We start from the raw sequence: 25,176 nt of genomic DNA on the forward strand, positions 1-25,176 counted from the left end.
GACCCGGACCCGCCCGGCCGGTCCGCCGACTCGGCGGACCGGCGGACCGGCGGACCGGCGCGGCGCTCAGGACGTGACCGAACCCAACTGCTCCGCGAGTTCGGCCGGCCGCGTCGTGGGCCGCGCACAGACGAAGTGCCGGCAGACGTACGCGGTCGGCCGGTCGTCCACGAGGGCGCGGTCGGCCAGCAGCGGGAACTCGCCGCCGCCGCCGTCCGGCCGCCTCGGCGGGCCCACCGCCACGACCGCCCCCGGGGCGGTCCCCAACAGCGCCGTCCGGTGCAGGGCCGCCGTCGCCGGGTCGTCCGGGTGCCCGACGACGGCCACCTCGCGCGGCCCGTCCAGCAGTGCCTCCGCGACCGCCAGCCCGTGCCCGATGAACCGCGGCACGCGCGGACCGAGGGCGTGCACCACCCCCAGGGCCCGCTCGGCCGCCGTGCGGTGCGCCTCGGAGCCGGTGTGCGCGGCGTACGACAGGAGCGCCCCGGCGGCGGCGGTCCAGCCCGAGGGCGCGGCGGTGTCGGTGGGGTCCTGCGGGCGACGGATCAACTGCTCGGCGTCGTGCGCGGTGTCGTACAGCGAGCCGTCCTCGGCGGTGAACCGGTCCAGCACCAGGTCGAGGAGGAACCCGGCGAACTCCAGCCAGACCCCCTCTCCGGTGACGGCGCCGAGCGCCAGGAAGCCCTCGGCGACGTCGCCGTAGTCCTCCAGCACCCCCGCGTTGGCGCCCACCCGGCCGTCCTTGCTGGTCCTCGCCAGTCGGGCCTTGCCGTCCATGTGCACCCGGACCAGGAGGTCGGCGGCCTCGGTGGCCCGCTCGACCAGGTCGGGCCGATCGAAGTACGCCCCGCATTCGGCGAGCGCCGCGATGGCCAGCCCGTTCCAGGCGGCGACCACCTTGTCGTCCCGGCCGGGCGCGGGGCGGCGCGACCGCGCGGCGAGCAGCCGCTCCCTGATCCCGGCGGCCTTCCCCGCGTCGAGGGCGGGGCCGTCCTGTGGCAGCCTCAACACGGACGTGCCGTGCTCGAAGTTCCCCTCGTCGGTCACCCCGAAGTACACGGCGGCCAAGAGGCCGTCGTCCTCGCCGAGCACCTCGGTCAGCTGCGCGGGGGTCCACGCGTAGTGGGCGCCCTCCACGTGCTTGCCGGTGGCCGGGTCCTCGCTGTCCGCGTCCAGTGCGGAGGCGAAACCGCCCTCGCGGGTGCGCAGCTCACGGACCATGAAGTCGGCGGTCTCCAGCGCGACGCGCCGCGCGAGGTCTGACCCGGTGGCCCGCCACAGGTGCGCGTAGACCCGGCAGAGCAGCGCGTTGTCGTAGAGCATCTTCTCGAAGTGCGGCACCACCCAGTCCCGGTCCACGGAGTACCGGGCGAAGCCGCCGCCCAACTGGTCGTAGATCCCGCCTCGGGCCATGGCCTCGCAGGTGTCGGCCGCCATCTGGAGGGCGCCCTCGGAGCCGGTGCGGGCGTGGTGGCGCAGCAGGAACTCCAGCACCATGGACGGCGGGAACTTCGGGGCGCCGCCGAACCCGCCGCGCGCGGCGTCGTACTCGCGCGTCAGGGCGAGCAGCGCCTGCGCGAGCTCCTCAGGGCCCGGGACGCCGGCCATCCCGTAGTCGAGCTTGCGTCCGGCGAGGTCCTGTACGACGCGCTGCGCGACATCGGCCACCTCCTCGCGGCGCTCGGCCCAGGCGGTGCTGACGCCTTCGAGGATCTGCGGGAAGGAGGGGATGCCGTGCCGCGGCGCGGGCGGGTAGTAGGTCCCGAAGTAGAACGGTTCGGCGTCGGGGGTCATGAACACCGTCATGGGCCAGCCCCCTTGGCCGGTGGCGGCCTGGACGGCCTCCATGTAGACGGCGTCGACGTCGGGCCGCTCCTCGCGGTCGACCTTGATGTTGACGAAGTGCTCGTTCATGTAGGCGGCGGTCGACTCGTCCTCGAACGATTCGTGGGCCATGACGTGGCACCAGTGGCAGCTCGCGTACCCGACGCTCAGCAGCACCGGCACGCCGCGTTCCCGCGCCTCCTCGAAGGCCTCCGACGACCAGGGCCACCAGTGGACGGGGTTGTCGGCGTGCTGGAGCAGGTACGGCGAGGTCTCGTTCGCGAGGCGGTTCGACATGGGGCCCATCCTGCCGCAAGCGACGCCGCCCGCCCGGTGACGGGGCCCCCGGGCCCGCCGTTTCGGGGACCCCGCGCCGTACCGGGGGGTGCGGTCGCCGCACCCGGAAGGGCTCGCCCGACCGGCGCGGGCCATCCCGCGGATATATGCGCGCGGCGGCGGTCGCGGACGCCAACTCCCTCTGAACTAGCTCAGATTGCTCGCCCTCGCGGATGTCGCGCAGGACACTTGGGGCTCGTTGCCGGAGCTCTCTGAGGGGACGCCGATGCGGGACAGCCATCGCGGTGAGGCCGAGCGACTGTTGGAGCGGGCCGTGGAGGAGGAGGCGCGGCGGGCGACGGCGGGGGCGCCCGTCGACAAGGCGGCGCTGCTCGCGCGGGGCCGGGAGGCGCTGGACCGGATCGCCGAGGCCGCCGCCGAGGAGTACGAGGCGTACGTAAGGGCGCTGGACGAGGCGGCGGCCGGGGAGGAGTCCCTGGCCGAGGCCTTCCGCCGGGCGAACACCTCCACCGCCCTGCTGGTGACCGGTGTCGCCGCGGCGGCCGCCGCCGGCGCCGACCTGGCCTTCGGCGTGACGGCGGGTACCGCCCTCAGCGCGGGCCTCGTCGCGGGCGTCGCGGGGGCCGCGGCGACGGTGGCCAAGGTGACGGCGCTGCACCTGCCGGCCGCGAACCGGCGGGCCGGCGTCTCGGGTCGGCCGGGCGGCGCCGAGCAGTTGCGGCTCCACTGGCTCTCGGTGCTGGAGGTACGCGGGATACGCCCCTTCCTGGAGCAGCAACGGCTGGTGGCGGCGGGCCGCACCGGCTCGCGCGGCCCGGTCGGGGCGGCCGGCGGTGTCGTCGGCCTCGCCAAGCAGCCCGCGGGCGGGAGCGGTCCCGCGCTGCGCGGCACGGACCGCAGCGCGCAGGCCCGTCGACGCGCCGCGCTGGAGCAGTCCTTCGGGCAGCTCCCCCAGGCGGAGCCGGTGTTCGCGGGGCGGCGGGAGGAGCTGGCCCGGATCGTACGGTGGGTCCAGGCGGCGCGGGCCGGTACCGAGACCCGGCCGGTGGTCGTGGTGCTGCACGGGGAGCCGGGTTCGGGCCGCACGGCCCTGGCGCTGCGCGCGGCGGCCGCGCTGCGGGACCAGTTCCGGGGCGCGTGCGTGGTGGACCTGCGGGGTGGGGCGGCGGAGGCGGGCCAGGCCCCCCTGCCCACCCGTGAGGCACTGTTGCACCTGATGAACCGGCTCGGCGCCCCGCGCGAGCAGTTGCTGTTCCGTGAGGGCGCGTCGGCGGAGCAACAGGTGCGGCGGCTGGGCGAGCTGTACCACCAACACCTCCAGGGGCAGCCGGTGACGGTGGTCCTGGACGACGCGGTGGACCCGGCGCAGGTCCGCGCGCTGGTGCCGGAGCGTTCGGAGAGCCTGGTGTTGGTGACGGCGCCCGGCCCGCTGGAGCTGCCGCGGGACCTCGCGGCCTGGGTGCACCAATTGCCGGTCGCGCGCCTGGCCCGGCCGGAGGCCGCCGAACTGGTCCGGGCGTCGGTCGAGGCCGCGGGCGGCGCCCCGTACGACGAGGGAGCGGAGGCGGCCCTCCTGGAACTCGGAGCCGGGCTGCCGCTCGCGTTGCGGGTGCTGGCCCCGTTGGGCCCGGTGCCGGGGCCGGCCGGCGGCGGACTCGAAGCGGCGCTGGCCTTGGCCTACGTACGCCTGCCCGAGGAGCGGCGGCGGTTGCTGCGGCGGCTCACCCTGGCCGGGCGCGCCTCGCTCGGCCCGTCGGCGGCGGCCGCGCTGATCGACGCCGACCCGGTGGAGGCCGGGCGGATGCTGCGCGAACTGGCGGACGCGGGGCTGCTGGACCACGTGCGCGGCGAGCGGTACCGGATGCACGACGCGGTGCGCGCGTACGCGGCGGCGCGGCTCGCGGCCGACGAGGACCGGGCCCTGGCGGCGGCCGCGCACGAGCGGCTGATCCTGGGCTACGCGCAACTGGCCGACTCGGTGATCCGGATGGTCGACGGGAAGACGTCGACGCGCGCCCACCACTTCGGCGGCCACGGCTTCGCCTCCCTCGACGCGGCGCTGCGCTGGTTGGACGACGAGTCGAGCTTCATCACGGCGGCGCTGCGGCACGCGCAGGACGTGGACCAGCAGGCGGTCCTGGCCCTGCTGGGCGCGCTCTGCGACTTCTGCCTGCTGCGCGGGGACCTCTACCGGCTGGGGGAGATCAACGAGTTGGCGCGGGCCGTGGAGGGCGGCCGGGCCGGCCCGGGCGGCCGGCTGGCGCGCTCGGTGCAGTGGCGTACGGGCATCGCGGCGCGCCAGCTCGGTGACCTGGACAAGGCCCGCACCACCTTGACGTCGGTGGTCGACCAGTACATGGAGGCCGAGCAGGAGGCGGGCGCGGCCATGGCGCTGGTCTCCCTCGGCATCACGCTGCACCACCAGGGCAATCTCCCGGAGGCGGCGGCCCGGCTGCGCGAGGCGCTGACGCTACAGGAGGCGGACGACCTTGCGGGCGACCGCGCGTGGGGGCTGCACGCGCTCGCGGCGGTGGAGCGTGACCGGGGGCTCCTCGCGGAGGCGCTGTCCCTGCTGGAGCGCTCGCTCGCGCTGCACCGGGAGAGCGAGAGCGTGCACGGCGAGGCGTGGGCGCACCTCCAGCTGGGGCAGGTCCACCTGCGCCTGGACGCGGTGGAGCGGGCGGAGGCGGAGCTGCGCCTGGCCCTGGAGCTGTACGGGCGCACCCGCGACGACCGCGGTGAGGCGTGGGCGCTGACCCAGCTGGGCCGGGCCCGGGTCGTCGCCGGGGACGCGCAGCCGGCGCTGGAGCGGCTGCGGGACGCGCTGGCCCGCCATCGGCTCGCGGAGGACGCGCGGGGCGAGGCGTGGACGCTGTACTACCTCGGTCAGGCGCTGGAGGAGGGCGGGGAGCGGGACGCGGCGGTGCGGGAGCTGGAGCGGTCCCGGGCGATGTTCTCGCGGATGCGGGACGTGTACGGGCTGGCGCACGCCCGTCACCACTCGGGCCGGGTGACCCGCGACCAGCGGGCGGCGCAGACGGGGAACCTGCGCAACTCCGGTTTCGCCCGACAGCTGCTGGTGGACGCGCGCGCCGACTTCCGGCGGATCGGGCTGGCGCACGGGGAGGGGTGGACCTGCCTGGAGCTGGCGGTGATCGACGCGGGCAACGGCCGGCTGTCGCAGGCACTGGTCCTGTGCGAGGAGGCGGCGCGGCTGTTCGTGTCGTACGGGGACCTGCGCGGCGAGGACTGGGCCCGCTTCCTGCGCTGCACGCTGCTGCCGTACGCCGTGCCGTCGGCCCCGGCCGACCCCCAGCAGGCCGCGGCGGAACTGGCCCGGCTGTCGGCGGCCCCGCATCCGCTGCGGGACGGCCGGCTGGCGGACTGCCTGGACTCCTACGCGGTGATCCTGGGCCGGGGCGTGGACCCGGCGGAGGGCTGGCAGGCCTGGCGCCTGGGCCTGGTGCCGAACCTCCACTCCCGGGAGATCATGGGCGTCCGCGTGCCGTGACGACGCGAGGCCGCGCCGTGACCGCGCACCGGCGTGGCTGCCGCCGCCGTGACGGTCGTGGGGTGACCGTCCTGCGGTGACCGGCGCGGAGCTGACCGCGCCGTGCCGTGACCGAGTCGGCCCGGTCACGGCACCCGGCGACGCGGGGCGGCTACGGCGTGCGGCTCTCCGGGGCGGGGGCGACCGGCTCGGGCGCCTCCTGGAAGTCGACCCGGGCCATGTGCCGGCTCATGGACTTCATCAGGCCCCACACCCCGAGGGCGAGAGCGGCGAACACGATGAACCCGAGGAGCCCGGGGGTCACCTTGTTCTTGTCGAAGGTGTCGGCGGCCAGCGGAAGGAGCTGGGTGACTGCTGCCTGCGTAGCGCTCATGGCTATGCATTCTCCCGGATGCCCGCGAAGAGGTCGGACTCGGGGAGGGTGGTGTCCACGAACGACTTCGCCAGCTCGTACTCCTCGGTGGGCCAGACCTCCTTCTGGATCTCCATCGGGACGTGGAACCAGCCGCCGTCGGGGTCGATCTGCGTGGCGTGCGCGATGAGCGCCTTGTCACGGATCTCGAAGAAGTCGGCGCACGGGACGTGCGTGGTCAGCGTCCGCTCCTTGCGCTCGAACTCCTTCCAGCGCTCCAGCCACTCCCCGTAGGGGGACTCCAGGCCGCGGGAGAGCAGCGCCTCGTGCAGGGCGATGGTGCGCGGCTTGTTGAAGCCCTGGTTGTAGTAGAGCTTCTGCGGCTGGTAGGCGGGGCCGAACTCGGCCTCCGGGTACTTCTCGGTGTCGGCCGCGCCGTCGAAGGCGACCATCGTGACCTTGTGGGTCATGATGTGGTCGGGGTGCGGGTACCCGCCGTTCTCGTCGTACGTGGTGATGACCTGCGGCCGGAAGGCGCGGATCTTCCTCACCAGCCGACCGGCGGCCTCGTCGACGTCGGCGAGCGCGAAGCAACCCTCCGGCAGCGGCGGCAGCGGGTCGCCCTCGGGCAGCCCGGAGTCGACGTAGCCGAGCCACTCCTGCTCGACGCCGAGGATCTCGCGCGCCTCGTCCATCTCCTTCGCGCGCACCTCGTGGATGTGCTCCTCGATGTACTTGTCACCCTGGAGCTTGGGGTTCAGGATCGAGCCGCGCTCGCCCCCGGTGCAGGTCACGACCAGCACGGGCACCCCCTCGGACACGTACTTGGCCATGGTGGCCGCGCCCTTGCTCGACTCGTCGTCGGGGTGGGCATGGACGGCCATCAGTCGAAGCTGCTCGGTCAAGACAGGATCCTCTGTGATTCGTCAGGGCGAAGGCTTCTATAGTGACCGAATCGGGGGACGGAAAATTCCTGGGGTGGGATCCGGCGGCGGTGCCGCTCCCCGGCCCGCTGGGCCCTCTCGAAAGGATCGGTCGATGAGCACGGTGCGCGAGGGAGTGCCCGAGGGCCGGTACGGCCGTACGGCGGACGACCGGGCGGACCGGAAGCTCAAGATCGTCGGCTCGGTGCTCGGGGTGACGCTGCTGGGCGTCGTCGGCTGGATCGGCTGGGACTACGTGGCCGGGCAGAGCGTCAGCGCCGAGGTGATCAAGTTCCGGATCGTCTCCGCGAGCGAGGTCAAGGTCCACTTGGAGGTCCGCAAGGACGCCTCCGTCACCGGCGTGTGCACGCTCAGCTCCCAGGACAAGGACCACGGCGAGGTGGGCCGGGCCGACTTCACCTTCGCGCAGCGCGACACGCGCGTGGACGAGGTCGTCTCGCTCAAGACCACGGGACGCGCGACGATGGTGGAGCTGGTGGGCTGCCAGGCGGCTGCCGCACGCTGATCCGGCCGGTGCGCGGGGGGCTCCGTGACCGGCGATGACACACTTCATACGGAAGGTGTCCTCCCCCTTTTCTTCCCGAATTGTTAGGCTCGTGGTTTCGTCCGCCGCTGGCGGCTTGTAGTCCCCTGTACCGACGAGGAGCACCCGTGACCCAGACGAGCGAGAGCGTCACCTGGCTGACCCAGGCGGCGTACGACCAGCTTAAGGCGGAGCTGGACTACCTCTCTGGTCCTGCCCGCACGGAGATCGCGGCCAAGATCGCGGCCGCGCGCGAAGAGGGCGACCTCCGGGAGAACGGCGGCTACCACGCGGCCAAGGAGGAGCAGGGCAAGCAGGAGCTGCGCGTGCGCCAGCTGACGCAGCTGCTGGAGAACGCCAAGGTCGGCACGGCGCCCGCCTCCGACGGCGTGGTGGCCCCCGGCACCCTCGTAAAGATCGCCTTCGACGGCGACGAGGACGACACCATGGAGTTCCTGCTGGCCTCGCGCGAGTACGCGTCCTCGGACTTCGAGACGTACTCCCCGCAGTCGCCGCTGGGCACGGGCGTGATGGGCAAGACGATCGGCGAGAACGCCGAGTACGAGCTGCCCAACGGCAAGAAGGCGGCCGTCAAGATCCTCGACGTCAAGCCGTTCACCGGCTGATCACCCCCCTTCATCGGGACATGCGCGCACGCCCGGCCGGACCATCCGGCCGGGCGTCCGTGTATCCGCGCGAGCCGACGGCCGCGCCGTCGGCGGGCGGCATCCGCCCCGGCCCGGGCGGGACCCGCACCGGCCCGGGCGGGAGTCTCGCGACACGCCTCAGCCGATGACCTTGTAGCCCGCGCCGTGGAGCGACCGGGCGACCTCCGTGCAGTGTTCCGGCCCTTTCGTCTCCAGGTGCAGTTCGACCTCCACCTCCGTGAGGCCGAGCCTCGGGTCGGTCCGTACGTGGCTCACGTCCAGCACGTTCGCGTCGACCACCGACAGCACTCCCAGCAGCCCGGCCAGCGCCCCCGGTCGGTCCGTGACGCGCAGCCGCAGGGACAGGTAGCGGCCCGCCGCCGCCATGCCGTGGCGCAGGATGCGCTGGAGCAGCAGCGGATCGATGTTGCCGCCGGACAGCACCGCGACGACCGGACCGCCGCCGTACAGCTCGGGTTCGCTCAACAGGGCGGCCACCGGGCTGCACCCCGCCGGCTCGACCACCAGTTTCGCCCGCTCCAGGCACAGCAGCAGGGCGCTGGACAGCGCGTCCTCCGACACCGTACGGACCTCGTCGAGCAGCTCGTCGATGATCCGGAAGGGGACGTCGCCGGGCCGGCCGACCTTGATGCCGTCCGCCATCGTGACCGGGCGCTCGATCGACACCGGATGCCCGGCCTTCAGCGAGGGCGGGTAGGCGGCCGCGCCGGCCGCCTGGACGCCGACGACCCGTACGTCCGGGCGCAGCGCCTTGACCGCGACCGCGATCCCGGCGGCGAGCCCGCCGCCGCCGACACCGACCAGGATGGTCCGCACCTCCGGGCACTGTTCGAGGATCTCCAGGCCGACCGTGCCCTGGCCGGCGATGATGTCGCGGTGGTCGAAGGGGTGGATGAACACCGCCCCGGTGCGGTCCGCGTACTCCTGCGCGGCGGCGAGGGTCTCGTCGACGACCTGGCCGTGCAGCAGCACCTCGGCGCCGTACTCCCGGGTCGCGGCCACCTTGGGCAGGGGCGCGCCGACCGGCATGAACACCGTCGAGCGGACCCCGAGCAGCGAGGAGGCCAGGGCCACGCCCTGAGCGTGGTTGCCCGCGCTGGCCGCGACGACGCCGGCCGCCCGCTGCTCGGGGCGCAGTCCGGCGATGCGCACGTACGCCCCGCGCAGCTTGAAGGAACCCGTCCGCTGGAGGTTCTCGCACTTGAAGTGGACCGGGGAGCCGGTCAGCGCGGAAAGGTGGCGGCTGCCCTCCACGGGGGTCATCCGCGAGACGCCCGACAGCATCTTCTGGGCACCCCGCACGTCGTCGAGGATGACCTGCGGTACGGGCTGGGGAACGCGGTAGTTCATGCGGCCAGTCTCGCAGCCGGCGCGCCCGGCGGCTGGCCCGCGAGGAGCGGCCCGGGCCGGCCCCGTGACCCGGCGAAAGGCCCGGCGAAGGGCCCGGCGAAGGGTCGGCGAGGGTTCGGGGTGAGGGCGGGGTGAGTGCGGGGCGAAGGCCGCGGGCGAGGGGATCGCCCCCTCGTCGGGTGCGGCCGGCCCTGAACCGATCCCACGGGGAGAGGGCGATATCTCGCCATGCGGGACGGGGCCGGCGCGGTGGTCGGCGGTGCCCGTATCAGTTCTCGTACAGGGCGTACGAGCCGCCGTGTGGCCGCGTACTCTGTCCACCATCCTTGTCGGACCCACGCGAAGAGAGCCCACGGCCATGCCCTCCATCCCGGCCAGTTCCGACCTGCCCACGGCGGCCGAAACGCCCGCCGAAGCCGGTCTCCTCGACGCGCTCCAGCACCAGGTGGCGGTCTTCGCCCGCCGCGCGGAGCAGACCCGTCTCGGTGGGGTGGGCCAGGCCCGCAACTCGATGGACCGCGCCGCCTACCTGCTGTTGAACCGGCTCGACCTGGAAGGGCCCATGGGCGTCAAGGCGCTCGCGGGCGGCATGGGGATCGACTCCTCCACCGTCACCCGGCAGGTGGCCCCGCTCGTCGACAGCGGCCTGGTCAAGCGCACCTCCCACCCCGAGGACGGCCGGGCCGTGGTGCTCGCGCTGTCCCCGCGCGGGCTGGCGCGGCTGGAAGAGGTGCGTTCCTCGCGGCGCGAGCTGATGGCCCGGGTGACGCGGGACTGGACCGAGGAGGAGCGCGAGGCGTTCACCTCGCTGCTGACCCGGTTCAACGTGTCGCTGTCGGAGCTGATGGCCTCCGTGGTGGACGCCGGTCCGGCGTCCTGAACCCGTCGGGCGGGAGCGCGCGCATCCCGCCCCGTCCCACCCCTTGACCCGGATGGTGCCCCCGGCCGCACTATGTGGCCCATGGCGGCTGTGGACCACCGGGCGGGGCCCTTCGCGGAGTTCGAGGCGTTCGTCGCGGGCGCGGCGGGCCGACTGCTGCACGTCGCGGTCCTGCTGACGGGCGAGCCCGAGGACGACCCGCCCACCGCCCGCCGGCTCCTCGCGGGCGCGCTGGCCCGGACGTACGCGCACTGGCGCAGGCTGCGCGCGGACGACCCGTACGAGTTCACGCGCCGTCAGCTGTGCGCCGCCTACGCCCGCACCGCCTGGCGGCACCCCGGCGGCGGTGGCGTCCTCGCCCGGCTGAGCCCACAGGAGCGGCTCGTACTGGTGCTACGGGTCTACGAGGGCGTCGCGGAGGAGGTCACGGCCGCGCAGCTCGGGCTGCCGCCCGAGCGCGTGGAGGCACTGCGGGCCGGGGCCCTCGCCAAGCTGCGCGCCGCGCCGACCGACGGGGGGCAGGTGGCGTGAGCGGCTTCCGGGACCCCAAGGAGGACCAGGTCAGGCGGCTGCTGGAGGGTCCGCACCCGCCGGTGCCGGCCGGGTTGGCGGCGGCTGCCGCGGCCCGCGGCGCCCGACTGCTGCGGCGCTACCGGGCGCTGCGACGGTTCGGCTGGGCGGTGCTCCTCGCGGCGGCCGCGGCCTTCACGGTGTGGGCCGCCCTGACCCGCCCGTGGGCGACGCCGCCGAGCGGTGTTTCCCCGCCCCTGGAGGGCTGGTGACCACCGCCCGGCGCCGCGCGTTCGCCGCGACGGCCCGGCGTTGCAGCCGGGACCGCGCGAACACGTCCCCGTGACGGGGCCTAGCCGAGGGCCTGGGTCAGGTCCGCGATGAGGTCGTCGGCGTTCTCGATGCCGACCGAGAGGCGGATGAGGTCCGCGGGGACCTCCAGCGCCGACCCGGCGACGGAGGCGTGCGTCATCCGGCCCGGGTGCTCGATGAGGGACTCGACGCCGCCCAGGGACTCGCCCAGGGTGAACAGTTTGGCGCGGTCGCAGACGGCGACCGCCGCCTCCTCGCCGCCCTCGACCTGGAAGGAGATCATGCCGCCGAAGTTGCGCATCTGCTTGGCGGCGATCTCGTGGCCCGGGTGCTCGGGCAGGCCCGGGTAGAGCACCTTGGTGACCTTCGGGTGGCGTCGCAGCACCTCGACGATCTTGGCGGCGTTCTCGGCGTGCCGGTCCATGCGGACGGCGAGGGTCTTGATGCCTCGCAGCACGATCCAGGAGTCGAAGGGGCCTGCGACGGCGCCCATCGCGTTCTGGTGGTACGCCAGTTCCTCGCCCAGCGCCGCGTCGGCGGTGACGAGGGCGCCACCGACGACGTCGGAGTGACCGCCCATGTACTTCGTCAGCGAGTGCACGACCACGTCGGCGCCCAGGGCCAGCGGCTGCTGGAGGTAGGGCGAGGCGAAGGTGTTGTCGACGACCAGCTTGGCCCCGGCGGTGCGCGCGATGTCGGCCACCATCGCGATGTCGGTGATCCCGAGCAGCGGGTTCGAGGGGGTCTCGACCCAGATGACCTTGGTCTTCGGGGTCAGCGCCGCGCGGACGGAGTCCGCGTCGGAGGTGTCGGCCACCGACCACTCGACGCCCCAGCGGGAGACGACCTTCGCGAAGAGGCGGAACGTGCCGCCGTAGGCATCGTTCGGGATGACCACGTGGTCGCCCGGGGCCAGCAGCGTGCGCAGCAGGCAGTCCTCGGCGGCGAGCCCGGACGCGAAGGCGAGACCGCGCGTGCCGCCCTCCAGCGCCGCGAGGTTCTCCTCCAGGGCGGTGCGGGTCGGGTTGGCGCTGCGGCTGTACTCGTAGCCGCCGCGCAGGCCGCCGACGCCGTCCTGCTTGTAGGTGGAGACCTGGTAGATCGGGGGCACGACCGCGCCGGTCAGCGGGTCCGCCGTGTTGCCCGCGTGGATCGCGCGGGTCTCGAAGCTCTGGTGCTCGTGGCTGTCGTCGCTCATGGGCAGATGCTAAGCCCCACACGCACCACGGGGCCTCCCCGGCCCGGGAGGCCCACCGGGGTCGCCGGGGTCCGCCGGGATCCGGCGGGGGCGGGCGCGGGTTTCACGCGGGCCCGGCGGGGTTCGAGGCGCTCCCGGAGGCTCCCGGCGGGCATTCGCCTTCGCCCGGGTGCGTCTGGTTCGCTGGGCCCATGGAGATTCTGTGGTTCCTGATCGCGATGGGGCTGATCGTCGCCGCCCTCGGTCCGTACATCCGGCGCAGGCGCGGCGGTCTGCGACTGGTCGCGCCCGGCAGCCCCGACGCCGCCGACCCGGCGAACTACGGATTCGACCGGCAGGAACACCTCGACGTGCGCGTGCCCGGTCCCGACCCGGACCTGATGGACGCCCTGGAGAACGTGCGCCGCACCGGCGGCTGGCAGGCCGCCTCGCAACTGCTGGCCGGCACCCCGGCGGCCGGGGAGCTGCGCCTGCAGCGCGTCCAGGCCTTCGGCGGCGCGGCGGCGCTGGAACTCGCGGAGCACCCGGGCGGGGGCGCGCAGTGGCTCAAGGCATGGCGGCTGGACGCGCCGAAGGACGCCGGCGGCGCCCAGGTGCACGCGGAACTGCTGGTCCAGCAGGCGTGGCGACAGTCGGGCGGGGTGGGCTCGACCGATCACCGGATCATCCTGGAGGAGGCCCGCGAGTCCTGCGGCCGGGCGGCGCTGTTGGCTCCCGGAGACCCGGTCCCGTACATCACGGAGCTGGCGGTCGGCCGTGGGCTGGGGTACTCCGAGGCGGAGTACGACGCGCTGTGGGCGAAGATCATCGACGTGGCGCCCGCGCACATGGGCGCACATCTGGCCGCGCTGAACTACTGGTGCGAGAAGTGGCACGGCTCCCGGGAGAAGGCCGACGCGTTCGCGCACGCGGCGGCGGCCCGCGCCCCGCGGGGCTCGCTGCTGGCGGCGCTGCCGCTGTTCGCGGTGTACGAGCACCTGCCCGAGGTGGTGCTCGTCTCGACGTTCTGGCGCAGCGCGGTGGTGACCCGTGCGGTGGAGGGGGCGCTGTACGCGGTGGCGTCGGCGCGCCCGGACGACCCGATGCTCCCGCAGGTACGGCACATGCTGCTGTGGTTCCTGGTGGGCATGGAGCGCTGGGCCGAGGCGATGGAGCAGGTGCGGCACGTGGACGGCTACGTGGGCGCCCTGCCCTGGTCGACCGCCGCGGACCCCGCCGGGGCGTACGCCATCCACCGGGCCCTGGCGGTCGCCGGCTACGAGGCCAACGGCGGCTCCCCGGCCACCCTCCCCCACTGAGCTCCCACCCCACCGAGAGCGCCGACCCCACCGAGGGCGTCCGGCCCGGGCCCCGCGCCCGGGTCCGGACGGTCCGGGTGTCCTAAACGGTTGCGCTGAGTGACGTCCGGGCCGCATGATGCCCGTCGTGATCTCCCCGCGAACCGCTGGGGGCGGCCGCTGCCGATCCGGCGCGCGGCAGGCACGTACTCACACACGCACACGCATCACGGCCGCGCGCCGTCGACCGGGCCGCGCCGCTCTCATCCCGTGGGGGGATCTGTCCATATGGGCGCTTCACTGCGCGCTCTGCGCGCCCTCGTCCTGCTCGCAGGCTTCTATCTGCTCGGCCTCGTCCTGCTCGCCGTCCTCGCCGGCATCGACATCGCCGTCGTCGCCTCCGGCCTGCACGGCCTGGCCGCGATCAAGCTCGTGCTGCTGTCGCTCGTCCTCGCCGTGCCGATCGTGCGCGGCATGTTCATGCTCCGCACGCCCACGGGTGATCCGCTCCCCGGTGTCAGCGTCACCGAGGGGCGGGAACCGGTCCTGTGGCGGACGGTGCGGGAGATCGCCGAGCAGGTCGGCACCCGCGCCCCGGACGAGATCGTGCTGATCGCCGAGGCCAACGCCGGCGTCAGCGAGGACGCCAGGCTGCTCGGGCTGCGGCCCGGCGCCCGCCGCCTCTACATCGGCCTGCCCCTGATGACGGGCCTGGACGAGATGCAGTTGCGCGCCGTGCTCGCCCACGAGATGGGCCACTACGCCAACCTCGACACCCGCCTCACCCCGCTGATCGCGCGCGGGCGCACCCAGTTGCTGCGAACCGTCGGTCACTTCCACGACCGGGCCGACGCCAAGGTCGCCAAGGAGCGCGCCCGACAGGAGAAGAAGGCCGAGCGGCGGATCGCGGCCGGCAAGAAGGCCAAGGAGATCGACACCACCGGCGACGGCGTCATGTACCGCGCGATGGCGGCGATCTACACCGGGTACGGGAAGTTCTACCAGCGCGCCACCCTCTCCGGCGCCCGGCGCCAGGAGCTCGCCGCCGACCTGGCCGCGGTGCGCGTCGCCGGCCGCGACTCCACCGCCTCCGCGCTGCGCGAGCTCAACGCGATCGGCCCGGCGCAGGACTTCTACATGGACTCCTACGCCACCCTCGGCGTCGGCGCCCGGCTCCTGCCGCCCCCGGGCCAGGTCTTCGGCGGTCTGCGCCGGCTGCTCGACGCCCGCGCGGAGGAGCTGGACGATCTGCGCCGCGAGCTGCCGCAGGAGCCGACGTCCCCGTACGACTCCCACCCGGCGCTCGCCGAACGCGTCGCCCGTATCGAGGCCCTGCCGGACGACGGCCGCGGCGCGCGGCCTTCCCGCCCGGCGCTGGAACTGCTCACCGACGCCCGGACCACGCTGACCGCCGTGGAACACGCGGTCCTCACGCCCGAGGCCCTCGCCATGAAGCGGGTCGACTGGGAGGACCTGGTCCACGACAGCATGGCCCACTACGTCGGCGAGGGCGCCCGGGACATCCGCGCGGCCGTGGCCGCCGAGGGCGGCGGGCCGGACCTGCGGTCGCTGCTGGACGCCGTCGACGCCGATCCGGCGGTGCGCTGGCGCATCGCCGACCACTTCCCGAAGTCCGAGCAGGCGGCGTCCGCGACCGGGCGCGCGGCCCGCGAGTTCGCCCGGCCGGCGCTGCGGCGCGCCCTGAACCAGCTGGTCACGGTCGAACTGACGGCCCGCGACGAGGCCCGGTGGCAGCTGTCCTGGTCCGACTCGGCCACCCTGCGCTACCCGGCCGGCGACTTCGAGGAGCGGCTGGAGGCCGCCCTGGACGCGGTCGTCGCGGACCTGCCCGACACCGAACCCCTGCGGAAGCTGGTGCACCTCTGATGCTCGGCCTGATCATTCTCGGCGTCATGCTGCTCGGCGGCGCCTTCAAGCTGCTGCGCGCACGCAAGGCGGGGGCCGGCGCCGGCCCGCGGCGCCGCGCCGTGGACCCGAACGCGGCGACCGCGCTCGGCTTCCTCCCCGCCGACCGGTTGGACACCGACCACGGCACCCCGCCGGAGCCGGGTGACGTGGCCGTGCTGGACGCCGTACGGGCGGGTGACTGGGAGGCCGGCGCGGCCTGGCTGGACGCCGCCGGGCAGGACTGGGACGAGCGTTTTCGGCGGGTCCGGGACCTCGCCGACCTGGCCGCCGAGGACGACGCCTGGCTGCTGGCCTGGCGGGCGCGGCGGCCCGAGGACCCGTCGGCGGCCGCGGTCCAGGCGGACACCTCGGTGCTGGTGGCGTGGCAGGTGCGCGGATCGCTGGGCGCCGAGCACACCACGCAGGAGCAGTTCCGCCTCTTCCACCGGCTGATCGCCTCCTCACAGGAGGTGATCGCCGAGGCCCGGCGGCTGGCGGACCCGGCGGACCCGGTGCCGTACATGCTGGAACAGCCGGTCGCGATGGCGCTGGGGTACCCGCACGAGCAGTACGGGCGGCTGTGGGCGGAGATCGTCAAGCGGGACCCCAAGGTCCTGTCGGCACACACCGGCGCCTTGCAGTACTGGTGTCGCAAGTGGCGCGGTTCGCACGCGGAGGCCGAGGCCTTCGCGAAGGCCTCGGCGGCGTCCGGCGCCCCCGGCGACCTGCTGTCCCTGCTGCCGCTGATCGCGTACCTGGAGCACGAGATGTCCGAGGCGGGCCTCGCCCCGGAGGTCTTCTACCAGCGGCCACACGTCGTCGCGGCGACCGACGCGGCGCTCGCGGACGTGGCCGCGGCGGACCCGGCGGACCGGCGGGTGACCCGGGTGCGGCACATGCTGGCATGGAACCTGCACTGGCAGGGCCGCTACGCGGAGGCCGTCGAGCAGTTCCGTGCCGTCGACGGGTACATCGGGGCGACGCCGTGGACGTACGCCGCGGACAGCAGGTCGCGGTACGTGCGGACCCGGGACCTCTGCGTGCGGGAGGCGGCAGCCTGACGGTTCGGGACCAACGGGGCCGGGGCGGGGGCGGGAATCCGGGCCCGTCCCCGGTCGTTGAGGGGAGACCACTAGGAGGGAATCCATGTTCTCGTACCGCCGTACGCCCGAGCTCCCCACCCGCGAGGAGGCCCTCAAGGGTCGCCCCCGGCCCCTCTTCGACGTGCCCTCCGTGCACACGGTGCTCGGCAATCCGCTCGCCGGCCCCTACCCCGCGCACCTCGCCGTGGCCGACTTCGGGCTGGGCTGTTTCTGGGGCGCGGAGCGCAAGTTCTGGCAGACCCCGGGGGTGTGGACGACCCTGGCCGGATACCAGGGCGGCTACACGGAGAACCCGACGTACGAGGAGGTGTGCTCGGGCCTGACCGGCCACACCGAGGTCGTCCGGGTGGTCTTCGACCCCTCGCAGGTCTCCTACGCCACCCTCCTGAAGCTGTTCTGGGAGTCCCACGACCCCACCCAGGGCTTCCGCCAGGGCAACGACGTCGGCACCCAGTACCGCTCGGCGATCTACACCCACTCCCCCGCCCACCAGGCGGAGGCCGAGGCGTCCCGCGCCGCCTACCAGCGCGTCCTGACCGCCTCGGGCCACGGTGAGATCACCACGGCCGTCCTGCCGGCCTCGGACCGCCCGTTCTGGCCCGCGGAGGCACACCACCAGCAGTACCTGGACAAGAACCCGGGCGGCTACTGCGGTATCGGCGGCACGGGCGTCTCCTGCCCCATCGGCGTAGCCGCCGCTCCCGGGAGCGAGTGAGCCGCACCGCGATCCGGGCGGTGTGACGGCCCGGGTCCGCGCCGGCCCCGCCCGCCCCGGGGCGGGCGGGCCGGCACCGGGTCGGCGCGGGCCGGTCAGATGGTGGAGGTGTCGATGACGAAGCGGTAGCGGACGTCGCTCGCCCGGACCCGTTCGTACGCCTCGTTGATGCCGTCGGCGTCGATGATCTCGATCTCCGCGCCCAGACCGTGCTCGGCGCAGAAGTCGAGCATCTCCTGCGTCTCGGCGATGCCGCCGATCATGGAGCCGGCGACGGTCTTGCGGCCGCCGATGACCGAGAACAGGTTCAGTGAGACCGGCTCCTCCGGGGCGCCCACGTTCACCAGGGCGCCGTCCACCTTGAGCAGGCCGAGGTAGGCGTCGAGGGGGAGCGGGGCCGAGACGGTGGAGACGATCAGGTCGAAGGTGCCGGCGAGCTCCTCGAAGGTCGTCTCGTCGTTCGTCGCGTAGTAGCGGTCGGCGCCCAACCGCAGACCGTCCTCCTTCTTGCGCAGCGACTGGGACAGGACGGTGACCTCCGCGCCGAGAGCGTGCGCGATCTTCACGCCCATGTGCCCGAGCCCGCCGAGGCCGACGATCGCGACCTTCTTGCCGGGGCCGGCCTGCCAGTGCCGCAGCGGCGAGTAGAGGGTGATGCCCGCGCACAGCAGCGGGGCGGCGACGTCGAGGGCGAGACCGTCGGGAATGCGGACGGTGTAGTTCTCGTCGACGACGATGTGCGTGGAGTAGCCGCCGTAGGTGGGCTGCCCGTCCTTGTCGAGGGAGTTGTACGTGCCGGTCATGCCCCGGACGCAGAACTGCTCCTGGCCACGCAGGCAGTGCTCGCAGGTCCGGCAGGAGTCGACGAAGCATCCGACGCCGACGTGGTCGCCGACCGCGAACTTCGTGACGCCCGCGCCGATCTCGGTGACCACGCCGGCGATCTCGTGGCCCGGCACCATCGGGTAGATGCCCTCGCCCCAGCCGTCGGTCACCTGGTGGATGTCGGAGTGGCAGATGCCGGCGTACTTGATGTCGATCAGGACGTCGTGTTCGCCGACCGCGCGGCGCGCGACGGTGGTGCGCTCCAGCGGAGCCTTGGGTGCGGGGGCGGCGTACGCGGCGACCTGGGTGAGCGGGGTGTGCTGAGTGGCGGACATGCGCTGCTTCTCCTGGGGGTTCCTTGGTGCGGTACCCACCACCCTGCCCGTGGCGGCGGCTCCCTCCCAGCCCCCTGCGGAGCATAGGACCGCCGGTCCTACCACCGGCGGGGTCAGGCTGCCGGTCGGCGGCCCGGTGATACTGGCGGTATGGACCAGCTTGATCAGCGCGCCGAACTGGGCGAGTTCCTCCGCTCCCGCCGGGCCCGCCTGCGCCCCGAGGACGTGGGCCTGCCCCAATACGGACGACAGCGCAGGGTGCCCGGCCTGCGCCGGGAGGAGCTGGCGCAGTTGGCGGGCGTGTCGGTGGCCTACTACACGCGGCTGGAGCAGGGTCACGGGCAGAACGTCTCCGCGGACGTCCTGGACGCGATCGCGCGGGCCCTGCTCCTGGACGGCACCGAGTCGGCGCACCTGACCCACCTGGCGAGCCCGCGGCCGCGCAGGCGCCGTCCTTCGCGCCGCCCCGAGCAGGTCCGCCCGGAGCTGCGCGTGCTGCTGGACGCGATGGAGGGCGTACCGGCGTACCTGGTGGGCCGACGTCAGGACGTACTGGCCTGGAACCGGATGGCGACGGCGGTGTTCGGCGACTTCGGCGCGCTGCCGGCGCGGGAGCGGAACCTGGTCCGGATGGTGTTCCTGGACCCGGCGACGGCGGAGCTGTACGCGGAGTGGGAGTGCCGGGCCTGCCAGGTGGTGAGCTATCTGCGCCTGTACGCGGGCCGGCACCCGGAGGACGAGCAGCTCTCCGCGCTGGTGGGCGAGTTGTCGGTGAAGAGCGAGGAGTTCCGGCGGCTGTGGGCCGCGCACACGCTGGCGGACGACAAGACGCACGGCGTGAAGCGGTTGCGCCATCCCCTGGTGGGCGAGTTGAGCCTGGCCTTCGAGACGCTGGCCCTGCCGGACGCCTCCGAGCAGTCCCTGATCACCTTCCATGCCGCCCCGGGCTCGCCGTCGGCGGACGCGCTGCGCATGCTGGCGTCGTGGTCGGCGGCGGACCCCGCCCCGGCCCGCCCCGTGGGGACGGCCGAGCCCACCGACCGGTGACGGTGTCTCAGAGCTTCAGCCGGAACACGCCCTGCGCCCGCTCTCGCCGGTAGCCGAGGGCCGCGTTGACCCCCCGCATCGGGGTGTTCTCGTCGGCCACGGTCGTCTCGATCTCGCGCAGCGCCGGGTACCGCGACCGCGCGTCGGCGAGCATCGCCCGCTTGACGGCGCGGCCGAGTCCGCGGCCGCGGTGGGCCGGGACGACGACCGTGTCGTACTGGTGGGCGCCCCGGCCGGCCGGGTCCGGGAGGACGAGGACGGTGTACGCCGCGACCTCCCCGGCGGGGGTGACCGCGGCGACCGTGGTCAGTTCCCCGCCGCGGTCCACGACCAGTCGCCGCTCCGCGCGCACCCGCCGCGCCGTCCAGGCCTGGAACCGCGCGTCGGTGTCGCCGGTCGGCGCGTCCTCCATGGCCCGTACGCGACGGCCAACGCGTCCGCCCATCGCGGCGGTACGGGCCCGGGCCAGTACCGCAGGGCGTACCCGGGCGGGACGGGGACCTCGGGCGCCGTCGGGCGGGTGACGTCCTGGACGTACCGGGCCATCGGCAGGGCGTTCTCGAAGCCGAGCGCCTCCGCGAACGCCTGCCCCGGGCCGCCGAGGTCGACGAGGGTGCCGATCGAGGTGCGGCCCCGGGCGAGGAGTTCCGTACGGACCCGCTCCCACAGCTCCGTGCCCGCCCCGCGCCGGCGCGCGTGCGGGCTCACGGCGAGTACGTCGAGGTACGCGGTGTGCGCGTTGCCGGGGTCCGTGAACAGGACCAGGGAGGCGACGCCGACGCCGTCGTCCCGGGCCCAGAACACGGCGTGCCGCGGGAGCGGCGGCACCCTCAGCCGCCCGGCGACCTCCACCCGGGAGGGCGCGGGTACCCGGTCGGTGGCCGCCGCGGCGGTCAGGACGGCCAGCCAGGCGTCGACTTCGACGTCGGACGGGGGCACGGACAGGGCGTGAACGGTCATGCCTGCCGACCCTAGGCCCCCCGTTGTGCGCCCGCACTCAGGGGTTCTCCGTCACCGTCACGCGCCCCTTGCGGATCGTCGCCACGCGCGGGGCGCGCTTGGCGAGCGCGCTGTCGTGGGTGACCATCACGAAGGTCAGGCCGTGTTCCTTCCACAGCCCTTCGAGCAGGTCCATGACCTCGTCGCGCATCGACTCGTCCAGATTGCCGGTCGGTTCGTCGGCCAGCAGCACCTTGGGGCGCTTGACCAGCGCCCGCGCGATCGCGACGCGCTGCTGCTGACCGCCGGACATCTCGCCGGGCAGGTGGCCCGCGCGCTCGCCGAGGCCGACCGATTCCAGCGCCTCGGACGCCCGGCTGCGCCGCTCGCGCGTCTTGAGGCCGAGGGGGACCAGGGCGGTCTCGACGTTCTCCTGCGCCGTCAACGTCGGGATGAGGTTGAAGGATTGGAAGACGAAGCCGATGGTCTCGGCCCGGACCCGGGTGAGGCGGGCCTCGGAAACGGTCGCCAGGTCCAGGCCGTCGAGGACGATCCGGCCCTCGGTCGGCCGGTCGAGGGCGCCGAGCATCTGGAGCAGGGTGGACTTGCCGCCGCCGGTGGGGCCCTGGATGACGAGCCGGCCGCCGTCCTCGATGGTGAGGTCCACGCCGGCGAGCGCGTCGACTGACTGCTTGCCGCGCCGGTAGCGCTTGGTGACTCCGCTGAGTTGGTACATCTCGTTGCCTCGCTTGATCGGAAAGTGGGAAGGGGCGGCCTGCGGGCTATTCGACGCGGCGCAGCGCGTCCGCCGGCCGCAGCCGCGACGCCCGCCAGCCGCCGAAGCCGCCCGCGATCAGGCCGCCCGCCACGGCGAGGGCGACGGCCAGGCCGATGACCGACAGGGACACCGGCGCGGTGAGGGCGACGTCGAGGGCCTTGCCGGCGCTGTGGCGCGCGGCGCGCATCCCGCCCCCGCCCGGTGCCCCGGACCGCATCCCGGCGCGTCCGGCGGCACCCGCCAGTTTGGCGGTCAGGGTGGGACTGGCGGCGGTGATCGCGTAGGCGGCGCCCAAACCGACGCCGATGCCGAGGACCCCGCCGATCAGGCCGTTGACCAGGGCTTCTCCGGCGACTTGGAGGGTGACGCGGCTGCTCTTCCAGCCGAGTGCCTTGAGGGTGCCGAACTCCCGGACGCGCCGCGAGACGGCGGAGGAGGTGAGCAGCCCGGCGACGAGGAAGGCGGCGGCGAGCACGATGTACGAGAGCCACGTGCCGACGGTGTCGGCGAGCGAGGCGGCGGTGGACAGCGAGCCGGAGACGGTGTCGGCGAGGTCGGCCGAGGTGGTGACCGTGGTGTCGGGGACGTTCTTCTGGATGGCCTGCTTGACGGAGCCGATGTCCTGGGAGTCCTTGGCCTGGACGTAGACCGTGGTGATCTTGTCGGGGGTCTCGGCGAGGATCTGCGCCTGGTGGAGGGGGACGTACAGGTTGGCGGTGGCGTCCCCGCTGTCGGCGGTGGCGATGCCGACGACCTTGAACGCGACGGTCTTGACGGTGAGGTCGGAGCCGACGGAAAGGTTGTTCTTCTTGGCGTACGCGCTGTCGACGACGGCGACGGCCGCGTCCTTGTCGCCCGCCGCGAAGGCGCGACCCGAGGTGATCTTGGAGGTGGTCAGCGGGCCCAGCTTCGGCTGTGTGACGTCCGCGCCGTAGACGGAGTAGGAGTTGACGGAGAAGTCGGCGCCGCCGCCCTCGACGGTGTTGCCGCCGCCGGCGCCGCCCGCGCCCGGCTTGCCGCCGGCGGCGCCCGCCGCGCCGCCGCCGTTCTGGCCCCGGCGGAACTCGCCGCGCTTGAACTGCCCGTTGACCTTGGTCACCTGGAGGCTGAGGCCGCCGACCGCCTGGGCGACGCCGTCCTGCCCGGCGACCTTGCCGACCGTGGCGGAGTCGAGGGTCTGGAAGCCCTGGGGCATCACCAGGTCACGGCTCTGGTCGGTGTCGGCGCCCGCGTCCCCGTCGCCCTTGGCGTCGAACCTGAAGCGCGGGCGGCCGGAGTCGGCCCCGTCCCCCTGCGGCGGCTGGGCCTTGGTGACGGTCATGTCGGTGCCCAGCCCGTAGAGGGACTGGAGGACCGTGCCCTGGGCCCGGGTCATGCCCGCCGACACGGAGTTGACGACGATGACGAGGGCGATGCCGAGGGCGAGGCCGGACGCGACGACCAGCGCCGCCTTGCGGCGTCGGCGCAACTCGCGCCGCAGGTAGGTGAAGAACATGGCGCCGAACGTAGGCGCGGCCCCTGATGGCGGGGTAAGCCGAAGGTAAGAGTCGGATGAGAACGACGAACGGCGGGGAACCCCTGGGGGTTCCCCGCCGTTCGCACGCGTCAGAGCGCGGGGGGCGTCAGGAGGCCGCGCCGGCCTTCCACTCCGCCCAGCTCATGTTCCAGCCGTTGAGGCCGTTGTCGGGCTTGATGGTCTTGTCGGGGGAGTTGATGACGGTGACCACGTCGCCGATGAGCGAGTTGTCGAAGAACCAAGCGCCCGCCGTGTTCGGGTCGTTCGCACCCTGGGTGTCGTTCAGACCGACACAGCCGTGGCTGGTGTTGACGTTGCCGAAGATCGAGTCGGAGCCCCAGTAGTTGCCGTGGATGAAGGTGCCCGAGGTGGACAGCCGCATCGCGTGCGGGACGTCCTTGATGTCGTACTCGCCCTTGCCCTCGCCGTTCTTGAAGCCGACGGTGGCGCCGTCCATCCGGGTCTCCTTGAACTTCTCGGAGATCACCATCTGGCCGTTGTAGGTCGGGTTCGACGGGGAGCCCGCCGAGATCGGGATGGTCTTGATGACCTGGCCGTCCCGGGTGACCGTCATCTTCTTGGTCTTCGCGTCGACCGTGGAGACCTGGCTCCGGCCGATCTTGAAGGTGACGGTCTTGCTCTGGACGCCCTTGATCCCCGGGGCTCCCTGGACGCCGTCCAGCGCGAGCTTCAGCGTGACGGTGGAGTTCGCCTGCCAGTACTGCTCCGGGCGGAAGTCCAGTCGCTGCGCGTCGAACCAGTGGCCGACGACTTCCTGGCCGCTGCTGGAGGACACGTTGATGGCGGCCTGGACGGCCTTCTGGTCCTTGATCGGCTTGTTGAAGGTGATCGAGACCGGCATGCCCACGCCGACGGTCTGACCCTCGTCCGGCACGAACGAGCCGATGAAGCTGTTCTCCGGGGAGACGGTGGTGAAGGAGGCGTTCTCGTGCGCCTCGTGGCCCGCCTCGTCCTTGGCGCTCGCCGACAGCGCGTACTTGGTCGAGCGCTTGAGGGCGGCGTCCGGCTTCCAGCTCTTGCCGTCGGCGGCTATCTTGCCCGGCACGTCCGCACCGTCGGAGCTCTTGAGCTCGACCTTGGTGAGGGTGCCGTCGGTGACGCTCACGTTCGTGGCGTCGTTGAGGCCGATATTGGTGGCGCCGTCCTTGGGCGTGATGGCTATTCGGGCCTTCGAGGCGTCCTTGGCCGCCGCCGCGTCGACATCGGCCTGGGACTTGCCCGAGGCCTGTCCGTTGCCCTTGGGCTGGTCACCTCCGCCGTCGCACGCCGAAAGCACCAGTACGCCACCGAGGACGGCGGATATGGCCACCAGGGACCTCTTCCGCCGCTTGCTGTCCGTCCTCACACGCCACTCCATCGTTGCCGGAACCCCCGAGCTCCTCCCCAGCTGCCGCTGGAAAGTACCCACCGGGCAGGAGGCCATGCCCCCTGCCCACGGTTGTGACAACGCGTGAATGACCCGTTTCGGTTCCACATTCCGTTGGGATGTGGGCAATCCCACGGTCAGGCGTTGTCCGTCACCTCTTCGTCGAAGTCACCATCTTCCTCGTCCATGTCCCATTCCATGGACTCGGGGTCGTATTCGACGGGCTCGCTGCTCCAGGAGGCCTGGGCCAGTTCCACGCCGGGGATGTCCGCGACCAGGTCGGTGGGGTCCACCAGGTAGGCCAGGGCCTCCGACTCGTCCTCGCCCACCGCCGCCTCGGCATGGCCACGCTCCTCGTCCGGCATGAACTCGTCGGCCTTGATGTGGGCGAGGGCGGCCCCCGTGAGCGCTGTGGTGTCGGTCACTTCCAGGACCAAATCCACCCGAAGCCGTACGTACCGTGAGGTGTCAGAAGAGTTCATACGACGGAGAGTAAGCCCCGAGGCCGCCTCGACTTTCCCACGACCCGCCCCTTTCACTAGCATCGGCGCACACGGCCAATTCGCTGCTGCCACAAGGGGGATCGCACCGTGTCCGCACGTCGATCGCTGCTCACCGCTCTCGGAGCGACCACCCTCCTCGCCGCCCTCTGGTTCGTGCCCTCGGCGAACGCCACCGCACCGGACCAGGCACCGATCCGCTCCGGCCTGTCCGACCAGCGGAGCCTGCCCGCCCAGGAGAACCGGGCCACCCTCACCGACACCGCCGCGGTCGTGGACGCCTCGGCGCCCCGCGAGGCCGCCGCGGTGTCCCTCTCGCTCGCCGACACCGGCAGCGTCGACACCAGCCCCTACCTGATGGGCGGCGCGCTCTGCCTGGGCGTGGGAGCGGGCTTCGTCGCCTTCTCCGTACGGCGCTCACGCACCCAGTAGCGCCCGCCGCGCCCGCCCACGCGAGAGGGCCGCGCCCGGGGCTTC

Annotated in this window: 24 protein-coding genes; 12 read left to right on the forward strand and 12 right to left on the reverse strand. The window is 73.4% G+C overall.

What is annotated here, in order from left to right:
• Positions 1-66: 66 nt before the first annotated feature.
• Positions 67-2,121: a thioredoxin domain-containing protein gene (locus E6R62_RS27535; RefSeq protein ID WP_136216186.1), complete on the reverse strand. Its 2,055-nt coding sequence runs from the start codon at positions 2,119-2,121 to the stop codon at positions 67-69.
• 265 nt (positions 2,122-2,386) lie between these two features.
• Between E6R62_RS27535 and E6R62_RS27540 the strand changes: the two genes are divergently transcribed.
• Positions 2,387-5,632, forward strand: coding sequence for a tetratricopeptide repeat protein (locus E6R62_RS27540; protein ID WP_206308856.1), 3,246 nt, complete (start codon positions 2,387-2,389; stop codon positions 5,630-5,632).
• A gap of 151 nt (positions 5,633-5,783) precedes the next feature.
• On the opposite strand, the gene E6R62_RS27545 is transcribed toward E6R62_RS27540, so the two are convergent.
• Both E6R62_RS27545 and mca read right to left on the reverse strand, forming a co-directional pair.
• Positions 5,784-6,005 (reverse strand): hypothetical protein, encoded by a 222-nt coding sequence (locus tag E6R62_RS27545; protein WP_136216188.1) that lies wholly within the window; start codon positions 6,003-6,005, stop codon positions 5,784-5,786.
• A gap of 2 nt (positions 6,006-6,007) precedes the next feature.
• Complete coding sequence (gene mca / locus E6R62_RS27550; RefSeq protein ID WP_136216189.1) at positions 6,008-6,889, reverse strand: mycothiol conjugate amidase Mca; 882 nt, start codon at positions 6,887-6,889, stop codon at positions 6,008-6,010.
• A gap of 133 nt (positions 6,890-7,022) precedes the next feature.
• On the opposite strand from mca, the gene E6R62_RS27555 reads away from it, so the two are divergent.
• Together E6R62_RS27555 and greA are read left to right on the forward strand one after the other, a co-directional pair.
• Positions 7,023-7,433, forward strand: a complete 411-nt coding sequence (locus tag E6R62_RS27555) for a DUF4307 domain-containing protein (protein ID WP_136216190.1) — start codon at positions 7,023-7,025, stop codon at positions 7,431-7,433.
• 146 nt (positions 7,434-7,579) lie between these two features.
• Complete coding sequence (gene greA, locus E6R62_RS27560; RefSeq protein WP_136216191.1) at positions 7,580-8,077, forward strand: transcription elongation factor GreA; 498 nt, start codon at positions 7,580-7,582, stop codon at positions 8,075-8,077.
• A gap of 159 nt (positions 8,078-8,236) precedes the next feature.
• Here the strand turns inward: greA and ilvA are convergent, their stop codons facing one another.
• The gene (gene ilvA, locus E6R62_RS27565) at positions 8,237-9,469 is read right to left on the reverse strand and encodes a threonine ammonia-lyase (RefSeq protein ID WP_136216192.1); all 1,233 of its coding nucleotides are present in this window, start codon (positions 9,467-9,469) and stop codon (positions 8,237-8,239) included.
• A gap of 358 nt (positions 9,470-9,827) precedes the next feature.
• Here ilvA and E6R62_RS27570 point away from each other — a divergent pair, with 358 nt between their 5' ends.
• From E6R62_RS27570 to E6R62_RS27580, 3 genes are all read left to right on the forward strand, one after another.
• A complete protein-coding gene (locus E6R62_RS27570) occupies positions 9,828-10,349 on the forward strand; it encodes a MarR family winged helix-turn-helix transcriptional regulator (RefSeq protein WP_136216193.1) in 522 nt (173 codons plus the stop codon).
• A gap of 81 nt (positions 10,350-10,430) precedes the next feature.
• Positions 10,431-10,880 (forward strand): sigma factor-like helix-turn-helix DNA-binding protein, encoded by a 450-nt coding sequence (locus E6R62_RS27575; protein WP_136216194.1) that lies wholly within the window; start codon positions 10,431-10,433, stop codon positions 10,878-10,880.
• The gene (locus E6R62_RS27580; protein ID WP_136216195.1) at positions 10,877-11,131 is read left to right on the forward strand and encodes a hypothetical protein; all 255 of its coding nucleotides are present in this window, start codon (positions 10,877-10,879) and stop codon (positions 11,129-11,131) included. Before E6R62_RS27575 ends, E6R62_RS27580 begins: the two co-directional genes overlap by 4 nt.
• 80 nt (positions 11,132-11,211) lie before the next feature.
• Here E6R62_RS27580 and E6R62_RS27585 read toward each other — a convergent pair whose 3' ends face one another.
• A complete protein-coding gene (locus tag E6R62_RS27585; RefSeq protein WP_136216196.1) occupies positions 11,212-12,369 on the reverse strand; it encodes a cystathionine gamma-synthase in 1,158 nt (385 codons plus the stop codon).
• Positions 12,370-12,560: 191 nt separating this feature from the next.
• Between E6R62_RS27585 and E6R62_RS27590 the strand changes: the two genes are divergently transcribed.
• From E6R62_RS27590 to msrA, 4 genes are all read left to right on the forward strand, one after another.
• Entirely contained in the window at positions 12,561-13,667 is a 1,107-nt protein-coding gene (locus E6R62_RS27590; RefSeq protein WP_136216197.1) for a hypothetical protein, read from the forward strand.
• Positions 13,668-13,934: 267 nt separating this feature from the next.
• Entirely contained in the window at positions 13,935-15,533 is a 1,599-nt protein-coding gene (locus tag E6R62_RS27595) for a M48 family metallopeptidase (RefSeq protein ID WP_136216198.1), read from the forward strand.
• Complete coding sequence (locus E6R62_RS27600; RefSeq protein ID WP_136216199.1) at positions 15,533-16,615, forward strand: hypothetical protein; 1,083 nt, start codon at positions 15,533-15,535, stop codon at positions 16,613-16,615. The genes E6R62_RS27595 and E6R62_RS27600 overlap by 1 nt, the downstream gene beginning before the upstream one ends.
• Positions 16,616-16,700: 85 nt before the next feature.
• Positions 16,701-17,372, forward strand: coding sequence for a peptide-methionine (S)-S-oxide reductase MsrA (gene msrA / locus E6R62_RS27605; protein ID WP_136216200.1), 672 nt, complete (start codon positions 16,701-16,703; stop codon positions 17,370-17,372).
• Positions 17,373-17,467: 95 nt separating this feature from the next.
• On the opposite strand, the gene E6R62_RS27610 is transcribed toward msrA, so the two are convergent.
• The gene (locus E6R62_RS27610) at positions 17,468-18,532 is read right to left on the reverse strand and encodes an NAD(P)-dependent alcohol dehydrogenase (protein WP_136216201.1); all 1,065 of its coding nucleotides are present in this window, start codon (positions 18,530-18,532) and stop codon (positions 17,468-17,470) included.
• Positions 18,533-18,682: 150 nt separating this feature from the next.
• On the opposite strand from E6R62_RS27610, the gene E6R62_RS27615 reads away from it, so the two are divergent.
• The gene (locus tag E6R62_RS27615; protein ID WP_136216202.1) at positions 18,683-19,579 is read left to right on the forward strand and encodes a helix-turn-helix domain-containing protein; all 897 of its coding nucleotides are present in this window, start codon (positions 18,683-18,685) and stop codon (positions 19,577-19,579) included.
• Between the two features lie 7 nt (positions 19,580-19,586).
• On the opposite strand, the gene E6R62_RS27620 is transcribed toward E6R62_RS27615, so the two are convergent.
• The 6 genes from E6R62_RS27620 to E6R62_RS27645 all read right to left on the reverse strand — a co-directional run bounded on the left by E6R62_RS27620 (position 19,587) and on the right by E6R62_RS27645 (position 24,681).
• Complete coding sequence (locus E6R62_RS27620) at positions 19,587-19,907, reverse strand: GNAT family N-acetyltransferase (RefSeq protein WP_168714203.1); 321 nt, start codon at positions 19,905-19,907, stop codon at positions 19,587-19,589.
• The gene (locus tag E6R62_RS27625) at positions 19,886-20,539 is read right to left on the reverse strand and encodes a GNAT family N-acetyltransferase (RefSeq protein ID WP_136216204.1); all 654 of its coding nucleotides are present in this window, start codon (positions 20,537-20,539) and stop codon (positions 19,886-19,888) included. Before E6R62_RS27625 ends, E6R62_RS27620 begins: the two co-directional genes overlap by 22 nt.
• A 37-nt stretch (positions 20,540-20,576) precedes the next feature.
• Positions 20,577-21,254: an ABC transporter ATP-binding protein gene (locus E6R62_RS27630; RefSeq protein WP_136216205.1), complete on the reverse strand. Its 678-nt coding sequence runs from the start codon at positions 21,252-21,254 to the stop codon at positions 20,577-20,579.
• A gap of 46 nt (positions 21,255-21,300) precedes the next feature.
• Entirely contained in the window at positions 21,301-22,791 is a 1,491-nt protein-coding gene (locus tag E6R62_RS27635; RefSeq protein ID WP_136216206.1) for an ABC transporter permease, read from the reverse strand.
• A gap of 127 nt (positions 22,792-22,918) precedes the next feature.
• Positions 22,919-24,190 carry an Ig-like domain-containing protein gene (locus E6R62_RS27640; RefSeq protein ID WP_136216207.1) on the reverse strand — a complete coding sequence of 424 codons (1,272 nt, stop codon included), beginning with the start codon at positions 24,188-24,190 and terminating at the stop codon, positions 22,919-22,921.
• A gap of 146 nt (positions 24,191-24,336) precedes the next feature.
• On the reverse strand, positions 24,337-24,681 hold the full coding sequence (locus tag E6R62_RS27645; RefSeq protein WP_136216208.1) for a hypothetical protein: 345 nt from the start codon (positions 24,679-24,681) through the stop codon (positions 24,337-24,339).
• A 108-nt stretch (positions 24,682-24,789) separates the two neighbouring features.
• On the opposite strand from E6R62_RS27645, the gene E6R62_RS27650 reads away from it, so the two are divergent.
• Entirely contained in the window at positions 24,790-25,131 is a 342-nt protein-coding gene (locus E6R62_RS27650) for a hypothetical protein (protein WP_206308857.1), read from the forward strand.
• Positions 25,132-25,176: the final 45 nt, after the last annotated feature.

The sequence above is a fragment of the Streptomyces sp. A1136 genome (assembly GCF_004795055.1).
Lineage (GTDB): Bacteria > Actinomycetota > Actinomycetes > Streptomycetales > Streptomycetaceae > Streptomyces.

Excerpts from the sequence above, each read along its gene's own strand:
- E6R62_RS27535 (WP_136216186.1), bottom strand. The coding sequence starts at position 2,121 with ATGTCGAACCGCCTCGCGAACGAGACCTCGCCGTACCTGCTCCAGCAC.
- E6R62_RS27540 (WP_206308856.1), top strand. The coding sequence starts at position 2,387 with ATGCGGGACAGCCATCGCGGTGAGGCCGAGCGACTGTTGGAGCGGGCC.
- E6R62_RS27545 (WP_136216188.1), bottom strand. The coding sequence starts at position 6,005 with ATGAGCGCTACGCAGGCAGCAGTCACCCAGCTCCTTCCGCTGGCCGCC.
- E6R62_RS27555 (WP_136216190.1), top strand. The coding sequence starts at position 7,023 with ATGAGCACGGTGCGCGAGGGAGTGCCCGAGGGCCGGTACGGCCGTACG.
- ilvA (WP_136216192.1), bottom strand. The coding sequence starts at position 9,469 with ATGAACTACCGCGTTCCCCAGCCCGTACCGCAGGTCATCCTCGACGAC.
- E6R62_RS27570 (WP_136216193.1), top strand. The coding sequence starts at position 9,828 with ATGCCCTCCATCCCGGCCAGTTCCGACCTGCCCACGGCGGCCGAAACG.
- E6R62_RS27575 (WP_136216194.1), top strand. The coding sequence starts at position 10,431 with ATGGCGGCTGTGGACCACCGGGCGGGGCCCTTCGCGGAGTTCGAGGCG.
- E6R62_RS27585 (WP_136216196.1), bottom strand. The coding sequence starts at position 12,369 with ATGAGCGACGACAGCCACGAGCACCAGAGCTTCGAGACCCGCGCGATC.
- E6R62_RS27590 (WP_136216197.1), top strand. The coding sequence starts at position 12,561 with ATGGAGATTCTGTGGTTCCTGATCGCGATGGGGCTGATCGTCGCCGCC.
- E6R62_RS27595 (WP_136216198.1), top strand. The coding sequence starts at position 13,935 with ATGGGCGCTTCACTGCGCGCTCTGCGCGCCCTCGTCCTGCTCGCAGGC.
- E6R62_RS27600 (WP_136216199.1), top strand. The coding sequence starts at position 15,533 with ATGCTCGGCCTGATCATTCTCGGCGTCATGCTGCTCGGCGGCGCCTTC.
- msrA (WP_136216200.1), top strand. The coding sequence starts at position 16,701 with ATGTTCTCGTACCGCCGTACGCCCGAGCTCCCCACCCGCGAGGAGGCC.
- E6R62_RS27610 (WP_136216201.1), bottom strand. The coding sequence starts at position 18,532 with ATGTCCGCCACTCAGCACACCCCGCTCACCCAGGTCGCCGCGTACGCC.
- E6R62_RS27615 (WP_136216202.1), top strand. The coding sequence starts at position 18,683 with ATGGACCAGCTTGATCAGCGCGCCGAACTGGGCGAGTTCCTCCGCTCC.
- E6R62_RS27625 (WP_136216204.1), bottom strand. The coding sequence starts at position 20,539 with ATGACCGTTCACGCCCTGTCCGTGCCCCCGTCCGACGTCGAAGTCGAC.
- E6R62_RS27630 (WP_136216205.1), bottom strand. The coding sequence starts at position 21,254 with ATGTACCAACTCAGCGGAGTCACCAAGCGCTACCGGCGCGGCAAGCAG.
- E6R62_RS27635 (WP_136216206.1), bottom strand. The coding sequence starts at position 22,791 with ATGTTCTTCACCTACCTGCGGCGCGAGTTGCGCCGACGCCGCAAGGCG.
- E6R62_RS27640 (WP_136216207.1), bottom strand. The coding sequence starts at position 24,190 with ATGGAGTGGCGTGTGAGGACGGACAGCAAGCGGCGGAAGAGGTCCCTG.
- E6R62_RS27645 (WP_136216208.1), bottom strand. The coding sequence starts at position 24,681 with ATGAACTCTTCTGACACCTCACGGTACGTACGGCTTCGGGTGGATTTG.